This is a genomic window from Alistipes sp. (assembly GCF_048465635.1).
Lineage (GTDB): Bacteria > Bacteroidota > Bacteroidia > Bacteroidales > Rikenellaceae > Alistipes.
This window is the reverse complement of record NZ_DBFWLF010000028.1, coordinates 159,151-179,825: the sequence shown is the minus strand read 5'-3', so window position 1 is coordinate 179,825 and position 20,675 is coordinate 159,151. Positions and strand designations below refer to the sequence as shown.

Annotated in this window: 15 protein-coding genes and 1 pseudogene; 6 read left to right on the top strand and 10 right to left on the bottom strand. The window is 62.4% G+C overall.

Features of this window, described 5'->3' with window-relative positions; all coding sequences use genetic code 11:
- Window position 1: 1 nt before the first annotated feature.
- Window positions 2–1,219 (top strand): ABC transporter permease, encoded by a 1,218-nt coding sequence (locus tag ACMO9O_RS10415; protein WP_418983801.1) that lies wholly within the window; start codon window positions 2–4, stop codon window positions 1,217–1,219.
- Between the two features lie 81 nt (window positions 1,220–1,300).
- Here ACMO9O_RS10415 and ACMO9O_RS10410 read toward each other — a convergent pair whose 3' ends face one another.
- The 7 genes from ACMO9O_RS10410 to mazG form a co-directional block, all read right to left on the bottom strand.
- Window positions 1,301–4,276, bottom strand: coding sequence for an outer membrane beta-barrel protein (locus ACMO9O_RS10410; protein WP_418983800.1), 2,976 nt, complete (start codon window positions 4,274–4,276; stop codon window positions 1,301–1,303).
- A 146-nt stretch (window positions 4,277–4,422) separates the two neighbouring features.
- Complete coding sequence (locus ACMO9O_RS10405) at window positions 4,423–4,845, bottom strand: DUF4890 domain-containing protein (protein ID WP_418983799.1); 423 nt, start codon at window positions 4,843–4,845, stop codon at window positions 4,423–4,425.
- Window positions 4,846–4,980: 135 nt separating this feature from the next.
- Complete coding sequence (locus ACMO9O_RS10400; protein ID WP_418983798.1) at window positions 4,981–5,745, bottom strand: LytR/AlgR family response regulator transcription factor; 765 nt, start codon at window positions 5,743–5,745, stop codon at window positions 4,981–4,983.
- Window positions 5,742–7,046, bottom strand: coding sequence for a histidine kinase (locus tag ACMO9O_RS10395; RefSeq protein WP_418983797.1), 1,305 nt, complete (start codon window positions 7,044–7,046; stop codon window positions 5,742–5,744). Before ACMO9O_RS10395 ends, ACMO9O_RS10400 begins: the two co-directional genes overlap by 4 nt.
- The gene (locus ACMO9O_RS10390) at window positions 7,043–7,585 is read right to left on the bottom strand and encodes a gamma carbonic anhydrase family protein (protein WP_418983796.1); all 543 of its coding nucleotides are present in this window, start codon (window positions 7,583–7,585) and stop codon (window positions 7,043–7,045) included. Before ACMO9O_RS10390 ends, ACMO9O_RS10395 begins: the two co-directional genes overlap by 4 nt.
- Before the next feature lie 3 nt (window positions 7,586–7,588).
- Complete coding sequence (locus ACMO9O_RS10385; protein WP_418983795.1) at window positions 7,589–8,782, bottom strand: aspartyl protease family protein; 1,194 nt, start codon at window positions 8,780–8,782, stop codon at window positions 7,589–7,591.
- Window position 8,783: 1 nt separating this feature from the next.
- On the bottom strand, window positions 8,784–9,560 hold the full coding sequence (mazG, locus tag ACMO9O_RS10380) for a nucleoside triphosphate pyrophosphohydrolase (RefSeq protein ID WP_418983794.1): 777 nt from the start codon (window positions 9,558–9,560) through the stop codon (window positions 8,784–8,786).
- Window positions 9,561–9,696: 136 nt separating this feature from the next.
- Between mazG and ACMO9O_RS10375 the strand changes: the two genes are divergently transcribed.
- A complete protein-coding gene (locus ACMO9O_RS10375; RefSeq protein ID WP_418983793.1) occupies window positions 9,697–11,835 on the top strand; it encodes a family 20 glycosylhydrolase in 2,139 nt (712 codons plus the stop codon).
- Between the two features lies 1 nt (window position 11,836).
- Entirely contained in the window at window positions 11,837–12,346 is a 510-nt protein-coding gene (locus tag ACMO9O_RS10370) for a GNAT family N-acetyltransferase (RefSeq protein WP_418983792.1), read from the top strand.
- Window positions 12,347–12,420: 74 nt separating this feature from the next.
- Here ACMO9O_RS10370 and pheT read toward each other — a convergent pair whose 3' ends face one another.
- Window positions 12,421–14,886 (bottom strand): phenylalanine--tRNA ligase subunit beta, encoded by a 2,466-nt coding sequence (gene pheT / locus ACMO9O_RS10365; protein ID WP_418983791.1) that lies wholly within the window; start codon window positions 14,884–14,886, stop codon window positions 12,421–12,423.
- Window positions 14,887–15,234: 348 nt separating this feature from the next.
- Between pheT and ACMO9O_RS10360 the strand changes: the two genes are divergently transcribed.
- The 3 genes and pseudogenes from ACMO9O_RS10360 (at window position 15,235) to ACMO9O_RS10350 (ending at window position 18,522) form a co-directional block, all read left to right on the top strand.
- The gene (locus tag ACMO9O_RS10360) at window positions 15,235–15,396 is read left to right on the top strand and encodes a hypothetical protein (RefSeq protein WP_418983790.1); all 162 of its coding nucleotides are present in this window, start codon (window positions 15,235–15,237) and stop codon (window positions 15,394–15,396) included.
- A 20-nt stretch (window positions 15,397–15,416) separates the two neighbouring features.
- Window positions 15,417–16,931 carry a fimbrillin family protein gene (locus tag ACMO9O_RS10355; RefSeq protein ID WP_418983789.1) on the top strand — a complete coding sequence of 505 codons (1,515 nt, stop codon included), beginning with the start codon at window positions 15,417–15,419 and terminating at the stop codon, window positions 16,929–16,931.
- Between the two features lie 229 nt (window positions 16,932–17,160).
- A pseudogene (locus ACMO9O_RS10350) lies at window positions 17,161–18,522 on the top strand (TrpB-like pyridoxal phosphate-dependent enzyme).
- A gap of 17 nt (window positions 18,523–18,539) precedes the next feature.
- On the opposite strand, the gene ACMO9O_RS10345 reads toward ACMO9O_RS10350, so the two are convergent.
- Window positions 18,540–19,439 carry an EamA family transporter gene (locus ACMO9O_RS10345; protein ID WP_418983788.1) on the bottom strand — a complete coding sequence of 300 codons (900 nt, stop codon included), beginning with the start codon at window positions 19,437–19,439 and terminating at the stop codon, window positions 18,540–18,542.
- Window positions 19,440–19,452: 13 nt separating this feature from the next.
- Window positions 19,453–20,610: a diaminopimelate decarboxylase gene (gene lysA / locus ACMO9O_RS10340; protein ID WP_418983787.1), complete on the bottom strand. Its 1,158-nt coding sequence runs from the start codon at window positions 20,608–20,610 to the stop codon at window positions 19,453–19,455.
- Window positions 20,611–20,675: the final 65 nt, after the last annotated feature.

The following is a 20,675-nucleotide window of genomic DNA, read 5'->3' as shown; positions in this document are numbered from 1 at the left end:
CATGAACCGGTTCACACACCAAATGCGGTCCTACCGGCAGCAGCTCGTGTCGGTGATGGGCAACGAGTTCCGGGCGATCTTCACCGACGAGGGGGCGATGCTGATCCTCGTGTTCGCGCTGCTGATCTACGCGACGGTCTATTCATTGGCCTACGGCGCGCAGGTGCTGCGCAACGTACCCATCGGGGTGGTGGACGAGAGCCGCACCCCGACCAGCCGCAGCCTGACCGACTCGTTCAACGCCGGACCCAATACCTACGTGGCCTACGACCCCACGAACATGGAGGAGGCCAAAGAGCTATTCTTCCAGCGCAAGATCTACGGCATCGTCTACATTCCCTCGGATTACGAGGAGAAGCTGCTGGGCGGATCGCAGGCCAACGTGGCGATCTACGTCGATGCCAGCTACTTTCTGATGTACCGGCAGGTGTTCCAGGAGATCGTCACCTCGATCAGCGCCACGGGCGCGATGGTCGAGTTCCAGCGTCTGATCGCCAAAGGGGCGAACATTCCGCAGGCGCAGGCCACCTCGCAGCCCGTGATCTACCAGTCGCACAACCTCTTCAACCCCTACCTGGGGTACGGGTCGTTCGTCATGCCGGCCATCATCATGGTCATCATCCAGCAGACGCTGCTCATCGGCATCGGCATGATCGGCGGCACGTGGCGCGAATACGGGCTTTACCGAAAACTCCGCCCCGAGGGTCGCCGCCAAATGTCCACGCTGCCCATCGTACTGGGCCGCTCGCTGGTCTACGGACTAATCTACGCCGTGACGTCGACCTATATCCTTGGCCTGCACTACAAGTTGTTCCACTACCCGGACAACGGGACGACGGGGGCCGTCGTGGTTTTCATGGCCGCCTATCTGGCCGCCTGCATCGCCATGGGGCTGGCGCTCTCGACGCTCTTCCGGCGCCGCGAAAACTCGCTGCTGCTGCTGTTGTGGACCTCGATCCCGATTCTGATGCTCAGCGGCGTCTCCTTCCCGCGCGAGGGCATTCCCGACTGGCTCTACAACTTCGGCCAGCTCTTCCCCAGCAGCCACGGCGTCGCCGGACTGATCCGCATCCGCTCGATGGGGGCCACGTTGGGCGAGGTGCTGCCGGAGGTAAAAATGCTCATCATTCTGGCCGTCATATACGGCGGGCTGGCGCTGATCGGAACCCACCTGGTCATCGGGCGCGAAATGAAGGAGCACGGAAACCTGCACGAATAAAAGACCGCAGCCCGCAAACGAAAATCACCCCCGCCGGAACTTCTCCGCGGGGGTGATTCGCTGATAAACGCTTCGAGCGACCTATCTCGGGCCGTGGAAACCGCCTCCCGGAGGCGGCATGCCAGGCATACGGCGCGCAGAGCCGCTGCCCACACCGTCGTAATCCTTGATGTTGCGCGAACCCTTCTTGCCGAAGCGGCGCAGGTTGTAGGAGAACTGCACCATGTAGTAGCGTCCGACGACGCTGTTGGTGGCGTTCTGCGTCCAGCCCGATCCGGTCGAACGGACGAACGAGGTGTTCTGGTTCAGCAGGTCGTTCACGCCGATCATGATCTCCCCGCGCCGGTTGCGGAAAATCTTCTTGCCGATCCACGCGTTGCACAACAGGTAGGAGTCGTCGTAGTCGTTGGTGAAGCCGAGGTACTGCGTGTAGGCGGCGCTGGCCGTGAAGGTGAAGCCCAGCGGGAAGACGAACTTCATGTTGGCCGAGGCCGTGTGGTTGAAGTAGCGGTTCTTGACCTTGCTGTCCTCGTAACGGTTGGTCGCCTCGTTGTAGGTTCCGTTCCACGCGAGGGTGAAATCGACGTTCTCGGAGATGTTGCTGCCCAGCACGGCACGCGCGTCGTAGCCCATGTTGTGGGTGTCGTTGCGCTCGCCGCCCGTGATGAACCCGTCCGCACCGACCTGCCCGCCGAGAATGCTCGGGACGGTCGAATAGGTCACTCCCGCCATGACGTTGAAATTGCTCTTCAGAAAGCCGATCGGGAAGCCGTAACTCAGGTGCGTGCGCAGCGAGCGGTAACCGTCCAGATTCACCGGCATGGAGTAGTAGTTGGGCATATACTCCTTGTCGTCGATGGTCATCTTTCCCGGGTTCTGCACCAGATGCGTGGCGTTGTAATCCTGCATGGCCTGGAACGAGAACATCCACATGAACGTGCGCCCCTTTTCCACGTTGGAGTGGATGTAGTGGAAGCGGATGTTATGGCTGTACGCCGGATTGAGGTTCGGATTGCCGTGCGTGATGTTCTGCGCATCCGACACGTCGTAAACCCCTTGCAGGTTGCTCACCGACGGGCTGTCCGTATAGGAGGAGATGAACAGACGCAGCGAATTTTCGCGGTTGATATTCAGCTGGCCCATCATGAAGTAGGTCACGTTGTTGTAGTTGTGCCGGATCCGGGGATCGTCCGAAGCCCCGGACTTGACCACCTCGCCGTCGAGCGCCGAACGCTGGTAATAGACGTTGGCGATAAAGGTGTTGCGGTCCTTCGAAAAGCGGAAGCCGGGTCCTACGTTCTGGCGCAGGTAGCCGCTCCGGTAGAAGCTCGAAAGCCCCGCGTCGGGCTGCCGGTCGCCGATCACGAAGTCGCTGCCCGTGACGTAGGACTTCTTGTCGCGCTCCTCGTTTTCGTACGACGCCCGGTACTGGAAGCTCACCTGGGCGTGTTTGGCCACGGGTTCCGTGTAGGTGAACTGACCGCGCAGGCTGTACTTGGTCGAGGGGGCCTGCGTGCGCAGGTGGCGCAAAGCGAGGTAGGGCGCAGGATTCCACTCCCCGGTTTCGGGATCGACCGCCGGGCGGTCGGGCTGACTGCCCAGCGTATTGGACCACGAGCTGGAGTTGTTCGTGTTGTCCGTGTAGCGCACGTCGCCGTCGAGGGTGATGGTGCGTCCGTCGCGCCCCAGTTTGGCCCGGTAGACGGCGCTCGTGCGGATCGTATAGCCGTGGCGCAGGGCGTCGCTGAAGTTATCGGTGCGGCTGTATCCGCTGCCGCCCTTTTCGGGCGCACCGTACTGCCAGCCCTGCGTCGTAGAGAGCGGGTCGTTGGACTGGTAGCTGAAGCTGGGACGGATCATCAGATTCTGGTTGTCCGAGATTTTCCACTCCAGCCGCGCATTGAAACGGTGGTTGTAGGCCTTCGTATCGGAATCGCCGTCGGTAGCCAGCGTGTCGATCTTATACATCGGCGCTTCGTACCACTTGTCGATCCTCGACTGGTTGGTCGTGTGGGTGTTGTTGAAGAAGTAGCTGCCCTGGAACGAGAGCTGATCGCGCTTGCCCCACGTATCGGAGTAGTTGATGCCCAGGGCGTTTACCGTTGCCACGCCGCTCTGGGGCCGCACCATGTACTGACCCACGCCGCGGCGGCCGCCCCCTTTGCCCGAGCTGCCCGACACGCCCAGAATGTCCTCGAACGAGAAGTTCTGCTGGTTGACGTTGTTGAAAAGTCCGATCAGCGACACACGGCTGTCTCCGCTGAAAATGTTGGCGTTGCCGCCCGCGATGTATTTGAACTTGTCCCCGGTCTTCGTGTCGGCGTCGAATCCCGCACCGGCGTAGAACTTGCCGAACTGGCCCTGCCGCATGTTTTCGCGGGTGACGATGTTGATCGCCTTGTAACCCTCGCCGTCGTCCATGCCCGAAAATTCGGCCGCGTCGCTAAGCTTGTTATAGACCTCGACCCGATCCACCGCCTGCGCGGGCAGCGACTTGATGGCCGTGGTCACGTCCTCGCCGAAGAACTCCTTGCCGTCGACGAAGACCTTCTTGATCTCCTCGCCCTGCGCCTCGACCGCACCGTCCGTGATGGTGATGCCCGGCATCTTCTTCAAGAGGTTCTCCACGTCGGCGTCGGTAGCGACCTTGAACGCCCCGGCGTTGTAGCTCACCGTATCGCCTTTCTGCGAGGTGCGCAGCGCCTTGACCTCCTTGACAACCGTTTCGATCTGCACGCCCGGCTTGAGGCGTATCTCGCCCAGATTCTGCCGCGCAGCCGAGACCTTGAACTCCGACGTATGGTCGTTGTAACCCAGGAATGCGATCCGGAGGGTGTATTCGCCGTAGGGGAGCGATGCGACGGTAACAGCGCCCTTGTAGGCCGAGGTCAGGTACTGTGCCTTGTCGGGGTTGTTCTTGGGTGCGACGGTCACCACCGCGCCGACGACCCCGTCGCCAGTCTCCCCGTCCAGAACCGTTGCCGTAACCGTTCCCCGCTGGGCGAAAGCCGCCAGCGAGAGCAGCAGGAGCAGGGTAGTCAATCCTATCTTCTTCATTCGTTTTCCGATTTGCTTTTTTGCGTGCACGAAGTTAGCTTTTTTATCCTTTTAAACCATCCTGCACGGGGCGAAACGACAAAAAAAGGGGGCCAGCCGACAGGCCCGCCCCCTTCGACTGCAACAAGTCGTACACTAACCTAACCTCACTTATTGCACTCTTTCCCGCACGGCTTGTTGCAATCGGTCCCCTGCTTGCAGCCGTGACCCTTGCGTGCCTCGCGTCCGCGCGGACGGCACTCGGGGCCCTGCGCCTGCTTCCACTGCTCGTACTGCTCGGGCGTAAGGATGCTCTTCATCTTCTCGGCCTCGGCCTGACGGGCGGCGCGCATCTGCTGGTGCATCGACTGCATCTCCTTGACCTCCTGCAGGTTGTATTCGTACACCTGTTTGGTCTGCTGCTCGTTGAGGTTCAGCTTCTCCTTCATGCGGTCGGTCTTGCGCTGAGCCATCTGCTCGGCCGTCGGCATCTCCTTGTGCATGCGTCCCTTGTTCTGATTCTGGGCGAAAGTACCCGTTCCTGCCAGCAGGCAGAGCGCCATTGCGGCTGCAAAAATTCTCTTTTTCATAATCCGTTATTTTGGTTGTTGTTCTTTCAGTCGGTCGATGGCCGATCCTTCCACCGTACGATGCAAAGGTAGGGCCACAATCGACTTCCCGGAACGGCTTTCCGGGTCAAACGGCTCGATCTGAGGTTAAAACGGCTATTCTGCAGGGTGACCCGACGTCAGCCACGCCTTGAATTCGGGGACGCGGGCTTTGGAAATGACGATCCGCTCGGGGGTTTCGACGGTCAGCCGCAGCGAAAGACGGCTTCCGAACCAGACGACGATCTCCCGAACGGCGCTGCGCGCGACGATGAACTGCCGGTTGGCGCGGAAGAAATCCTCCTCGGGAAGCAGGGTCTGCAACGCTTCGAGCGTCTTGTCCAGCGGATAGGTCTCGCCGTCGAAACCGTAGGCCGTGACCTTCTCGTCGGACGTGTAGCAGAAGGCGATCTGCTCGCGGCGCAGGGGGATGATCCGGTCGCGCACGTGGACCAGGAACGTATCGGCCTGCTGCCGGACGGCGGCCATCGTCCGCAGGCGCGAGCCGTAGTCGCGGCGCTGGTCGCCCGTGAGGCGGCGCAGCTTCTCCAGCGCACGGCGCATGTCGGCGGCGTTGAGCGGTTTTAAAAGATAGTCGATGCTATTGACCTTGAATGCCTCCAGCGCATATTCGTCGTAGGCCGTGGTGAAGACGACCGGAGCGGTCACCTCCACGGTCTGAAAGATGCGGAACGAATCGCCGTCGGCCAGGTGGATGTCCATGAACAGCAAATCGGGCTGGGGGTTGGCCCGCAGCCACTCGATGCTCTCGACCACGCTTTCGAGCGTCGCCACGACCTCGATGCCGGGAGCGACCTCCTTCAGCACCGCCTGCAGGTTCAGCGCGGCGGCCGTTTCGTCTTCGATAATCAGCGCTTTCATCTCTCTTCGGGGGATTGGAGGGGCATCCGTACGATGAACTCCTTGTCGGTGTCCACGATCTCGATGCTTCGGCCCGTGATGAGCTGCCAGCGGTTGCGCAGGTTCTCCAGCCCGATGCCGGTCGAAGGCTCGGGCGTGAGTTTGGGGACTTTCGGATTGGAGACCACGAGGCAGTCTGCCTCGGTACGGATCGAAACGTGGAACGGATTGCTCCGGGTGATGGCGTTGTGTTTGACGGCGTTGCCGATCAGCGGCTGCAGGGAGAGCGACGGCAGTTTCCAGTCGAGATAGCGCTCCTCCACGTCGATGTCGAAGAAGAGTTTGTCGGCGTAGCGGATTTTGAAGAGGTAGCTGTACGCCTCGGCGAACTGAAGCTCCTCGGAGAGGGTCATCAGCGTACTCTGGCCGTTCTGGATGATGTAGCGGAACGTGTAGGAGAGCTGGTCGATGTAGGTCAGAGCCTTCGCGTCCTGCTTCTCGCGCACGAGCATCGCCAGCGAATTGAGCGAATTGAAGAAGAAGTGGGGGTTGATCTGCCCGACGAGCATGTTGTAGCGCGTCGTCAGGTTCTCGTTCTTGAGCTGTTCGTTCTCGACCACCACGGCCTGCCGCTGGGAAATCAGCACGTAGATGCGGCCGTAGAGCACCGACACGACCAGCGCGAACGAACATTTGAGCAGCAGCATGTAGTCGAGCAGGCGGCCGCTCATGAAGTTGGGTTCGATGCGCCCCGTCCGCCAGTTGATGACCGGCGCGACAAAATAGAGCGCCGCTACGACCCCGATGCACCAGATGCAGGCGCGCACGAAGCGCCGGACCGAATAGTTGCGGCGCGTAGCCGTGAGGATCGTCAGCAGCAGGAACGACACGATGAGGTAGTAGAGCAGCTGCACGGAGAGTTCCGCGGTGGCCGAAGGACGGTTGTAGACGGCCCCGTAATTGAACGCCTCGCCGTTGCGCATCCTCACTTCGCAGAGCACGGGGTGCGCCTGCGCCTGCCGCGGAGGGACCAGATCGGCCACCAGCCGGTCGCCGTCCGCAAGGCCCCAGCGCCGTATGCGGCTCATCGGCACGTAGAGGCTGTCGCCGTTCTCATAGACCAGATAGCCGTGGCCGTCGGGAGCCACCGAGAGGACGCCCTCGTCGGGGCGCGAAAGGATGAACTCCTTGCGCGGGTGCTGCGGCTCGGTTCGCTGGTCGGCCAGCAGCAGGATCACGTAGGAGAAATTGACCACTAGGCTGACCGCCACGGCGACCAGCAGGTTGAGCACCAGGTCCGCGTATTTCGCCTGCAGTTTCATCGCTGCGGCTCCTCTTCGCCGTACCAAGAGGCGTAGAGCATGTAGTCGTGCGCCGTGCGGCGGATAATCTCCTCGCGCTGCTCCTCGGTGACCTCCTTGACCTTTTTGGCCGGAACCCCCGCGTAGACCGAGTTAGGCTCCAGCTGCGCGTTGGAGAGGACCAGCGCATTGGCCGCGATGATGCAGCCCGATGGCACTACGGCGTTGTCGAGCAGGGTGGCGCCCATGCCGATCAGGCAGTTGTCGCCCACGCGCGCGCCGTGGATGATGGCGTTGTGGCCCACCGAAACATCGTTGCCGATGATCGTCTGCGAGGGGTGTTTCGCCCCGTCGTAAATCGTGTGGAGCACCACGCCGTCCTGAATGTTGGTGCGGTCGCCGATGACGATGCGGTTCACGTCGCCCCGCAGCACGGCGTTGTACCAGATCGAGCAGTCGCGCCCGACGGTCACATCGCCCAGCAGCACGGCGGTCTCCGCCAAAAAGGTATTCTCTCCGACCGCGGGCGTTTTCCCGCGTACTTTTCGAATCAATGCCATATTTCAGAGTATTTCCTTTGTTTCCAGTTCATATTCCGTCTCTTCGCCGTGGCGCAGGATCGTCATCCGATGCCGCCCCGGCACGCGGAGCGCGCTGTCGGGTTTGATGGCAGCGGCCGGAACGCCGTCCCAGCATGTCAGCGTGTCACCCTGACGCAACCCATCGGGCGCATAACCTTCGTAGAGACCCGTCACGATCCAGCCCGGACCGATGTCCGTGCGGTCGATCGTGCTGAACCCCGGCGAGCGGAAGGGGAACGCCTCGTCCGCATCCGCCCGGGGACGCAGCCAGAGGGCCGGAGCGGCGAAATCGATCGCAAAGTCGAACCGCTCGAGCAGCTCGTTGCCGATGATTCCCACGATGTCCGTCCGGGCCAGAAAACCAGATTCGTTGCGCGACACCTCGACGGGCACGTTTTTGAACGCATGCCCTCCCAACGTCATTCCGGCAGCCCGGCAGAAACAGGAGGATGCCGCGCCGCCCACGCCGCCCGAAAGGGTAGCATAGCCGACCTTCCGGCCGGAAAAGTCGCCGAACCCCGCTTCGCGGGCAGCCCGGGCCGTCAGCACTACCGCGTCGCGGCAGCCCATGTCGAGGAGGAAACGCCCCTCGACGTCATGCAGCGAATCGAGCGCCACACGCGCACTCACATAAATAAAATCGTGCTGCCGCTCCGCGTCGAGCCGGACAAACCCGGCCGATTCGAGCGTGTCGGCCGCCACTCCGCGCATATATCCCCTGCGCAGGTCGAAAGCCACGCACCGGTCGCGGAAGAAGCGCTGCCCGACGATTCCGTCGGCATCGCGCCCCAGAATACCCCGAAGATTCATGACGGGCACGAGGCCATCCGACCTCCATGCAAGCGTATCGATGCGGAACGAAAGGGTGTCGTACAATACCCTGACCTGCGTCATCCGAGAACCCGCGCCGCCCGGCATGAAGGCACGGCTGACCCGCTGCGGTGCATATCCCGACGCGGCGAGCCACGTCGAATCGACGTAAAGCCCCGCCGCACCGGTATCGAATACCAGCCGTGCGGGGATCGTATCGAAGAGCAGCGCGTCGAAACGCAGATGGCCGCCGTAGTCGAATGGCACGGCATCTTCCGGCAGCGGCGCGGGGGCATCCGTCCGCACCGGACCGCCGCAGGCGGCCAGCGCCAGCAGGGGGATAATCAGCAAGCAGAAACGCTTCATATCACTCCTCGGTTTTTGCCTCCTGCCAGAGCCGCTCCATCTCGTCGAGCGACATGTCATGCAGCATTTTTCCTTGGTTTTCAGCCTGTTGCTCCATGTAGTTGAAGCGGCGGATGAACTTCTTGTTGGTGCGTTCCAACGCCGATTCCGGGTCCACGCCATAGAGCCGCGCGGCGTTGACCAGGGCGAAAAACAGGTCGCCGAACTCGGCTTCGAGGTCGGTCGCCGTTCCCGCACGCATCTCGGTTTCGACCTCCGCGATCTCCTCCTTCACCTTGTCCCACACATCCTCCTTGCGCTGCCAGTCGAAACCCGTCGCAGCGGCTTTCTCGCCCACGCGGTACGCCTTGACCATCGCCGGCAGCGACCGCGGAACACCGCCCAGCGTGCCGCTCTTGCGGTTCTTCTTGCGCAGCTTGAGCGCCTCCCAGTTCTCCTTGACCGCATCAGGCGTCGAGGCGTGGATGTCTCCGTACACATGCGGGTGGCGGTAGATCAACTTGTCGCACAAGGCGTTCGCCACGTCGGCGAAGTCGAAAGCGCCCGCTTCCTCGCCCAGCTTCGAATAGAAAACCACATGCAGCAGCAGGTCGCCCAGCTCCTCCCGGATCCCCTCCATGTTGCGGTCGGTGATGGCGTCGGCCAGTTCGAACGTCTCCTCGATGGTGTTGCTGCGCAGCGATTCGAACGTCTGCTCGCGGTCCCACGGACACTCCCTCCGCAGCGTGTTCATCACCTCCAGTAAGCGGGCCGTAGCCTCCAAGCGTTTGTCTTCCATAGGTTCGCGGTTTGCGACAGGCAACCTGAAGCCCGGATGTGCGCGGGCGGACCGTTCCTGCCGAAATTTTCTACGGCAAAGGTAGCATATTCAGCGGAAAATCGTATTTTTGTGGAGTACAAATTCCATCCTCCCCATGAAACTACGCCTTGCAGGAGCCTTTACGCTCCTTCTGTTCGGCCTTGCCACGGCCTGCTCCCGGACTGCTCCGGAGCGCTGCACCATCACTTCGCAAACCGGGGTCCGCTTCGACGAAGGGCTTGCGCCGCTGGCCGACTACCTCGCCCATTACCTGAACGTGAAACCCGCCGGGAAAAGTATCTCCTCGGACGACGTGATCCGCCTTTCGACTGATACGACGCTCGCCGAAGAGGCGTTCCGGCTCGCGGTTGCCCCGCAGGGCGTCACGATCGCCGGCGGCGGTTACGGCGGCGTGTTCAACGGTATTCAGGCCCTCTTCCGCATGCTGCCCCCGGAGGTCTATGCCCGGGCATGCCCCGAACGGATCGAACTTCGGGACACCACGATCGCCGACGCGCCCCGCTTCGCCTATCGCGGCATGATGCTCGACGTGGCGCGCACGTGGATCGGCCCGGAAAGCGTGAAACGGTATATCGACCTCTTCTCCTACCACAATATCAATAAACTCCACCTGCACCTGGCCGATGACGAGGGGTGGCGCATCGAGATCCGCTCGCACCCCGAGCTGGCGGAAGTGGGCGGTTTTCGCGGCGGCGATTCGCCCGTGCGGGCCGTCTACGGCAAGTGGGGCGAGAAGTACGGCGGCTACTATACGCAGGAGCAGCTGCGCGAAATGATCGACTACGCCGCCGTACGCAACATCGAGATCATCCCCGAGATCGACCTGCCTGGGCACAGCCGCAACATCGCCTCGCTGCACCCCGAAATCCGCTGCAACTATCCGCCCGACACCGTTTCGACCAACGGTTACGACTACCGTTCGGCGTGGTGCGCGGCCCGCGAGGAGAATTTCGACCTGCTCGCCGACATTCTGGGCGAGGTGTGCGATTTGTTCCCCTCGGAATATATCCATATCGGAGGCGATGAGGTCGTGATGGACCAGTGGCTGCGCTGTCCCGACTGCCGGGCGCTGATGCGGCGGATGGGAACCGACGACCCGCGCCGGCTGCAGGATCGCTTCATGGAGCGTCTCCGCACGATCCTGGCCGCCCACGGCAAGCGCCCCGCCGTCTGGAACGAGGCGGCCGCGACGGGGGAGTTCACCCGCGAAAGCCGCGTCTACGGCTGGCAGAACGCAGCCGCCTGCCTCGACGCCACCGCCAAAGGCTATTCGACCGTGGTGATGCCTGCGCAGTATTTCTACTTCGACATGCGTCAAAGCCCTCACGAGGAGGGGCATGACTGGGCGGCGGTCTTCGATGCGCGCAAGGTCTACGAATTCGACTTCGCCCGATTCGGCTTCACGGAGGAGCATATGCGCAACGTGATCGGGCTGGAGGGGACCTTCTTCAGCGAAGCGTACGTCTCGCACGAACCCGAAAAACCCGACTACCTCGACTACATGCTCTTCCCGCGTGTGTGCGCTCTCGGCCGCCTCGCCTGGCGGGGCAACGACCAGGGGTGGGATGCTTTCCAGCGGGAGCTGGTCACGGAACACTACGACCGCATGGCGGCCATGAACGTCCGCTTCCGCCTCTTCCCGCCGACTCTCGTCTACCACGACGGGACGTTCACCGTGACGACGGACGACGGCTCGGAGATATATTATGTAGTGGACGAAACCCCCGAGGAGCACCGCTACACCGCGCCGCTGAAAACCGATCAGCCGCACCGCTACCGCTTTTTCACCCGGTACAAGACGGGCCGCAGCCCCTTTGTGGCCGATAAGTCCTACTACCGGACCATCCGCCCCGCGCTGACGATCACCACCTCGATGGGAGAGAGCGCCAAATTCCCCTACACCAACGCCTCGATGTACAAGGGCGTTTCCCAGACGCGACGCGCCTGCCGCCAGCAGGACTGGATCCGCTACGACTTCGCCGCTCCGGTGAAGTGCCGCGAAATGTTCCTCCAGACCGGCAACCGACAATTGCCCAAAACGATCCTCACCACGGGCTACGCCGAAGTCTCCTACGACGGGCAGACGTTCGAGCGCGCCGGGGAGCTGAAAAAGGGCAGCATCACGCTGCGGCCCGCCCGCCCGGTAAAAGCCGTCCGCCTCGTCTCCACGTGCGACGACAACGGCACGCCCTGGGTGACCATTCAGCCGCCGCAGATCAAGCCCGTCCTGTAAGATGACCGAAAGCGTCGAAACCGCCCGGCTCCGGCTCGTTCCCCGCACCGTCGAAGCGATGGACGACCTGTGTGCCCGGGAGCCGGACCCGGAGCTGCGGCAGGCATACCGGCAGATGGCGGATACCATGCGGCAGCAACCCGCCCTGCAAACGTGGGCCGCGGCGTGGCGGATCGACCTGCGCGGCGAGACGATCGGCGGAATCGGGTTCAAGGGTGCTCCGGATGTCTTCGGCAGGGTTGAGATAGGGTATGGAATCGACGCGCCGCACCGCGGCAAAGGCTATGCAACGGAGGCGGTGAACGGATTGGTCGGGTGGGCTTTTGCGCAGGAGAGGGTTCGATGCGTCACGGCGCAGGCCGAACCGGACAACGCCGCTTCGCTGCGGGTGTTGTGCAAAGCCGGCTTTTCCCGCGCAGGCAGTTCGGAGGAGGGGCTGCTGTTCCGGATCGTGCGGCCGTCGGACGTATCCGCCCGGCAGGCGACCGGTCCGGCCCCGAGCGAAACATAGGACACAGACCGCCTGTCCAACTTAAAACGCCTCCACCGATTGCCGGTGGAGGCGTTTTCTTACGGAACGGCGGCTCAGGCCCGCACCTGCGCGCCGCACTGGCGCTCGAACTGCGCCGTCAGGTTGGCCATGACGCGCTCGATGGTCTTTTCGTCCAGCGTGCGGGTCTTGTCCTCCAGCACGAAGCTCAGCGCATACGATTTCTTGCCCGCGGGCAGCTTGTCGCCCTCGTAGACATCGAACAGCGAAACACTCTTCAGCAGTTTGCGTTCCGTGGCCATCGCCACGTCGCGCAGCGCCGTGAAGGTCACGTTCCTGTCCACCAGCAGCGCCAGGTCGCGCTTCACCTCGGGGAATTTCGAAAGCTCCTCGGCGGTGATCTTCATCTTTCGGGTCGCCTTGACCAGCGCCTCGAAATTCATCTCCAGGAAGAAGACGTCCTGCTTGACCTCCATCCGGCGGCGCACCCGGGCGTCCACGACGCCGATCTGCAGCAGCTCCTTGCCGTTGAGCTTCATCGAAAGCCCCTCCGCGAAGAGGTCGCTGCGAAGCGGTTCGGTCTGCAAGGCGTAAATATCCACCCCGAAGCGGCGGAGGAGTTTTTCGGCCACGGCCCGCAGCGTGAAGAACGACGCGGCCTCGGGCCGGGCGTTCCACGACGCGGGCGAGGCGATGCCCGTCACGGCGACGGCGAGGCGGTATTGCTCCGAGTAGGCGGCCAGCGGATTCTCGTCCGTGCGGCGGTCCGCGTCGTAATAGTAGCAGTTGCCGAACTCGTAGAGTTTCAGATCGCCGTTGCGGCGGTTGGCATTGAGCGCCACGGCTTCGAGCATGTTGAACAGCAGCGTCTGCCGCATCACGTTCAGGTCGGCGCTCAGCGGGTTGAGGATGCGCACGCAGCGCGCGGCGGGGTAGCTCTCCAGCCCCTCGTAGTAAGCTCCGCGCGTGAGCGAGTTGGACATGATCTCCGTAAAGCCGTTCGCCGTCAGGAAGTCGGCGGCCAGATTCATCAGACGGTTCCGGTCGGGACGCGGCGCATAGGAGAGCGTCGAACGCACGCGGGCCGGAATCTCGACGTTGTTGTAGCCGTAGATGCGCAGAATGTCCTCGATCAGGTCGGCTTCGCGCTGCACGTCCACCCGGTAGGGCGGTACGGCGACGGTCAGCACGCCCTCCTTTTCGGAGAGCACGCGCACCTCGAGCGCATCGAGGATCGTGCGCACGGTCTCTTCGGGGATATGCTTGCCGATAAGCGCGTCGATGCGCGTAAAGGAGATGTCGAAGACGAAATCGCCGATCGGCTCGGGATAGACGTCCGTTATGTCGCTTGCGATCGTACCGCCCGCCAGCTCCTTCATCAGCAGAGCGGCGCGCTTGGCGGCATAGACCTGCATGTTAGGGTCGATGCCGCGCTCGAAGCGGAACGATGCGTCGGTGTTCAGACCGAAACGCTTGGCGGTCTTGCGCACCCACACGGGGTTGAAGTAGGCGCTCTCGATGAAGACGTCGGTCGTATCGTCTCCGATGCCCGAATCCAGCCCGCCGTAGACGCCCGCGATGCACATCGGACGCTCCGCCGAGCAGATCATCAGGTCGCGGTCGGTGAGCCTGCGCTCCACGCCGTCCAGCGTCACGAAAGGCGTTCCCTCTGCGCAGGTGCGGACCACCACCTCACGCCCCTCGATCTTCCGCGCGTCGAACGCGTGAAGCGGCTGTCCCAGTTCGAACAGGACGAAATTGGTGATGTCCACCAGGTTGTTCTTGGGATGGATGCCCGCAGCGCGCAGGCAGTTCTGCATCCACTCGGGCGAGGGACCGATCCTGCACCCCGTGACGGTCACGCCTGCATAACGCGGGGCGGCTTCGGGCCGCTCGACACGGATCGCAACCTCGAAATCGTGGTTATCCGCCGAAAAAGCCGACACGTCGGGCAGTTTCACCCGAACATTTTCGCCGCGGCTGCGCAGGTAGGCCGCCAGGTCGCGCGCCACACCGATGTGCGAGGCGGCATCCACGCGGTTGGGCGTCAGACCGATCTCGATCAGGTAGTCGTCCTCGATATGCAGATACTCCCGGGCCGTCATCCCCACAGGTGCGCCCGCCGGAAGCTCCATGATGCCGTCGTGCGCCGTTCCGATGCCCAACTCGTCCTCGGCGCAGAGCATGCCGAGCGACTCGACGCCGCGAATCTTGCTGCGTTTGATCTTGAACTCCTCCTCGCCGCCGTCGGGGTAAAGGACCGCGCCCACCGTGGCACAGAGCACCTTGAGCCCGGCCCGGCAGTTCGGCGCGCCGCAGACGATCTGCAGCGGCTCTCCGGACCCCACGTCGACCGTGGTGATGTGCAGATGGTCCGAATCGGGATGCTCCGCGCAGCTCTTCACCTCGGCGACCACGACGCCCTGCAGGCCGCCGCGGATGGTCTCGATCCGCTCGAACCCCTCGACCTCGAGACCTATATCGGTCAGTATCTTCGCAATTTCTTCCGCCGAAAGGTCGGTGTCGATGTAACGTTTGAGCCAGTTGTACGAAATATTCATATTGTTGTCGTTTGTAATTTACCTTGCATGCCGCCCGGACGATGCGCCCGTAGGTTTGGTCCTGCCGGAACGTCGCTCGCTGAACAGCAGTCGCAAAGATAGCGATTTTTCGTCAGATTGTCACCTATCCCGCAGCGGATGGGAGGGAAAAATTCCCGGGCGGCGGCGCTGTCCTGACGGATCGGGGTCGTCCAGGCCCGAACCCGACTGCCGTACACGGGAACGGCCTGCGTTCATCGGCCGAATCGGGACGTTCATCCGCCTTATCCGCCCGTTCGTCGCAAAACAATAGGCACATACCGCAAAATTCGATAATTTTATTTCAACCTGAAACCAAAAACCTATTATATGAAAACGACTTACCTATCATCCGCAGGCGGAGGGGGGGGGAATCCGTACTCCGCACCTGAACTGACCGTAATCGCTGTTTCAGCGGAACAGGGCTTCGCTGGGTCCCGTGAAACTTACGACATGGACGATATGGACGTCCAGCCGGAAGAGGAGTGGTAATCTTTAAAAAACGCAGCACGATGAAAAGACAACTCCTCCTTCCGATTTCCGTCCTGATGGCTGCGGCCGTATGCGGCTGCTCGCAGGACGCTTCCGACGATCCGGCCATCCCGCAGGGCGTGCGGGTCTCTTTCCGGGCCGATTACACCCCGACGAACGACGCCGTGGCTTCGCGCGTGAGCGTCGATCCCGCCACGGGCAAGACCGCGTGGGTCGCAGGCGACCGGTGCGGCGTCTGGGTGGTCGAAAACTCCGTCGGCAACGTACCGTTCACCAACACGGCGGAACAGACCGATCTCTTCTCCGGTACGCTCGATGCGGACATCGCCACTGCCGAACCCGTTTGGGCCTACTATCCCTACACGGTCTCGGCCGCCATGGGCAGCGGCACGCGCAGCATGACTATCCCCGTTCCGACCGCGCAGACGCAGCAGGGCGGTCTGTTGGGCGCCAATTCGGTCCTCACCGCCGCGGGAAAACTCTCGACGGACGCCTCCGGAGAGCCGAAGATTACCGCCATGCACTTCATCCACCGCACGGCCGGACTTTGCTTCAACATCTATGGGTCGCTCCGGATCGCCTCGCCCAACCCCGAGACGCTGCAGGCGGTCACCATCACTACGCTCGACGCCGTTCCGTCCGCAATTACCCTTACCGATCCGTCCGATCCGGCGGCGACCGTCTCCTATTCGGATTCGAAAACGATGACCGTGACGGTGGAGAGCGCCCCGGCAGCGATCGGCTACGCCAAGGCCGACGGCACGAAAGCATTCCTGAGTCTTCTGTTCGACGCGCCCTACCGGATCGCCTCGATCGCCGTCAAGACCGATCAGGCCCTCTACACGAAGGATTTCACCGCCCTGCCGGGCGGCTGCAAAACGATCGATCCGGCAGCCGGCAGCATCTATCCGATCAACCTGAACCTGAACACCTTCACCGTCGCGGAGAGCTTTACGCTCGGCGTACCGGGAGCGCATAACGGCTGGAACGCCGCCAGCGGCATCGCGGGACGCACCGCCGGGTTCTTCAGCGGCATGGTCTCCTTCTCAGGCGAGTACAAATACAACGACGCCGGCACCTGGTACGGCAACGGAGGCGAACCCGCCACGCTCTACTACACGCTCTCGACCACGGGCGGGAATTTCACCATCACGGGCGACTATTACGTCATCGCGGACATGGTAGGGAAGAATGCCTCGCTCGTCCACTCGGTCATACTGCCCGGCAGCATGAACGGCTGGAATCTGGAGACGGCTCCCACCTTCGTCTACGACCCGGCACGCGATCTGTGGACCGCTTCGGACGTTGCGCTCTCCGCAGGCGACGAATTTAAGATCGTCTTCAACAAGACCTGGGAGGTTAACATGAACCGCTCCATCGCGGGCGGCGGCACGGTGGAGCCGGGCGCTCCGGTCCACATCGTCTACGAAGCCTCGCACAACATGGTCGCCGGACAAAGCGGCACGTACGATCTGACGCTGGACCTTTCGACCTACGGCGGCACGCTCGTCCTGGAGAAAGTCAGCGTTCCGTAACGATTTTCCGGCGAAAAATTTGGATTTCCGGTTCCGACCCGCTATATTTGCCGAAACGAATATGACACGCAATTTCAACATACAGGCCTGGTGGTGGCGCTCATTGACTCTCGTGAACAATGAGTGCGGCCCCGTGCGCGTATGTTGACGCCGGATAACCGAATAACACGAACCCGTTGTTTACGAAGAGTAAACAGCGGGTTTTTCTTTTGCCAATACTCCACGAAGCATGAAAACAAAAAAATTCTGCCTGACCGAACGTCAGATGCCCACCCGGTGGTACAACATCGTAGCCGACATGCCCACCCGGCCGCTGCCGCCGCTCCACCCCGTAACCCGCAAACCCGTCACCAAAGCGGAGATGTCGGCCATCTTCGCCGAAGAACTGATCGAACAGGAGATGTCCGTCGAACGGTTCATCGACATTCCCGAAGAGGTGCAGGAGCTTTACCGCATCTGGCGTCCTACGCCGCTCGTGCGGGCGACCGGACTGGAACGGGCGCTCGACACCCCGGCCCGCATCTATTTCAAGAACGAGAGCGTCTCCCCGGCCGGATCGCACAAGCCCAATACGGCGGCTCCGCAGGCGTATTACAACCACAAACAGGGCATCCGCCGCCTGACGACCGAAACCGGAGCAGGGCAGTGGGGCGCTTCGATCGCCTTTGCGGCCAAGCACTTCGGCATTGACCTTCAGGTCTTCATGGTCCGCGTTAGCTACGACCAGAAGCCCTACCGGCGGCTGATGATGCAGACGTGGGGCGCACGCTGCGCCGCATCGCCCAGCACACTCACCGCCTCGGGCCGCGCCGCGCTGGAGCGCGACCCGGCGTGTTCGGGCAGCCTCGGGCTGGCGATCTCCGAGGCGGTCGAGCTGGCGTTGCAGCACCCGGAGGATACCCGTTACTGCCTGGGCAGCGTGCTGAACCACGTTCTGCTGCACCAGACCGTCATCGGGCAGTAGGCCGTCGCGCAGATGGAGATGGCCGACGCCGAACCGGACGTGGTGATCGGCTGCTTCGGGGGCGGCAGCAACTTCGCGGGGCTGGGATTTCCGTTCCTGAGGAAGAACTTCACCGAGGGTAAACATATCCGCGTCGTGGCCGTCGAACCGGCGAGCTGTCCCAAGCTCACGCGCGGCGAGTTCCAGTACGATTTCGGCGACGCGGCCGGCTATACGCCGCTGATCCCGATGTACACGCTGGGGCACGACTTCCAGCCCTCGGACATTCACGCCGGCGGCCTGCGCTACCACGGGGCGGGGGCCATCGTCAGCCAGCTGCTCCGCGACGGATTGATCGAGGCGCAGTCCGTGCCGCAGGTCGAGACGCTCGGTGCGGGCATCCTCTTCGCCGAGACCGAGGGGATCATTCCGGCCCCGGAAACGACCCACGCCATCGCCGCCGCGATCCGCGAAGCGCTGCGGGCCAAGGAGGAGGGGACGCCGAAAACGATCCTGTTCAACCTCTCGGGGCACGGGATGGTCGACCTTTACGCCTACGAGCAATACCTGGCGGGAGCCTTGAAGGATTATACACCCGGCGACGAAGAGATTCGCCGCACGATCAACCGGTTACAAAAGATTATCTGAAGCAAAGCGACGGGTTCCTACCGGGAACCCAGCCACAGAAAGACCATGCCCAGCAGGATGAACGCCAGGTCGACGGCCTTCGCGCGCAGGTTGCGCTCGTGGAAGAGCACCGCACCGCACAGGAACGACACGACGACCGAACCGCGCCGGATCATCGACACCACGGAGATCATGGCGTCCGAATCGCGCAGGGCGTAGAGGTAGGCGAAGTCGGCCAGCGAAAGGAAAATCGAGATCAGCGGGATAGCCCAGCTCCAGCGGAACGGGGTGGTGGCGTGCCGCCGTGGCCACCACACCACGGCGACCACCGCGGTCATCATCAGCAGCTGGTAGAGGTTGTACCAGCTCTGCACGAAGACCGGATCGAGCCGCGACATGATGAATTTGTCGTAAAGCCCGCTGACGGCCCCCGTCACGGCGGAGAGGGCGACGAAGAGAATCCAAAGGTTGTGCGCGAAGTCGACCCCCTCGCGGCGGCTCGAACGGCTCAGCATGAAGAGCGATGCCGCGGCCAGCGCCACGCCGGTCCACTGCCAGACGTTGAGCCGCTCGCCGAAGAGCAGCATCGCGCCCACGAGCACCATCACCGGGCGCGTGGCATTGATCGGCCCCACGATGGTGATCGGCAGGTGCTTCATGCCGAAATAGCCGAAGATCCACGAGGTCAGCACGATCGTCGACTTCAGTACGACCAGCCCGTGCGCCTGCAGATCGCCCGGGACGGCCCGGAGCACGGTTCCGTCGAACCACCCCAGACGGAGTTCCGAGGAGAGGATGGCCGGCAGAAACAGCAGCGTCGAGAAGAGCGTGTTGAGCAGCAGCACGGGGAGTACGGCATTCCCGGTGAGCGCCTTTTTCTTGGCCGCGTCGTACAAGCCCAGCAGGGCTGCGGAGCTAAAAGCGAGGGTGAGCCACATTCCGCCCAATCACTTAAAGGTCGTCGCTGTATACCGCTCCCGGCAGGTCGTGGAGGTTGTAACGCGAGGCCATCGACATGCCGTAGGCCCCGGCCGACTTGATCGCCAGCAGGTCGCCGCGGCGCGTTCGGCGCAGGGTGACGTTCTCGTCGAACACGTCGGTCGACTCGCAGGCCGTGCCGACGATGGTGTATTTGTCGTGGCTCTCCTCTTCGGAGGTGATGTTCTCGATGTTGTGATACGAGCCGTACAACGCCGGACGGATTAGTTCGGTCATCGAAGCGTCGACGATGGCCAGCCTGCGGCCCGTGGCGGTGGTCTTGTTGAACAGCACCGAGGTAATCAGCTCCCCGCACTCGGCCACGATCGAGCGGCCGAACTCGAAATGCACCTCCTTGTCGCCCACCGCGAGGTGGTTGTGCACGATCGAGAAGAGCGACGCGAAGTTGGGGATCGGCTCGTTCTCCGGCACGTCGTAGTTGACGCCCAGACCTCCGCCCACGTCGACGAAGCGGAACGAGAAGCCCAGTTTTTCGAGGTTTTCGACGATCGCATTCACCTTGCGGCACATATGCTCGAAGACGTGCAGTTCGCGGATCTGCGATCCGATGTGCAGGTGGATCCCGATGATTCGGATATGTCCGAGGTCCTTGATCTGGTCGGCGTGTTCGAGCACCTCTTCATAAGAAATGCCGAACTTGCTGTCGGCCTGCCCCGTGTCGATGCAGTGGTTGGTCTTGGGGTCGATGTCGGGGTTGATGCGCAGCGCGACATCGGTCACACGGCCCGCCTCGGCGGAGAGTGCATCGACCACTTCCAGCTCCTCGATCGACTCGCAGTTGATGGCCAAAATACCCTGCCCGATGGCGTAGCGCAGCTCCTTGTCGCGCTTGCCGACACCGGCGTAGACGATCCCCTCGGGGGCGAACCCGGCCTCGACGGCCTTGCGCAGCTCGTTGCCGCTGGCGCAGTCGATGCCCAGCCCGTACTCGCGGATGACCGCCAGCAGGCGGTCGTCGTAGTTGGCCTTGATGGCGTAATGGACCTTGTAGCCGTATTTGTTCGATTCGTAAACGACGCTTTCGAGGGTCTGGCGCAACAGCGCCACGTCGTAGAGGTAGAAAGGGGTTTCAAGCCCCCGGAGTTTGGGTGCGATTTGTCTGCTTAACATCTGAACTAACTTAACCGAGGGGCAAAGATAATCCATTCGGGCCGAACCTGCAAATCGCCGGGCGC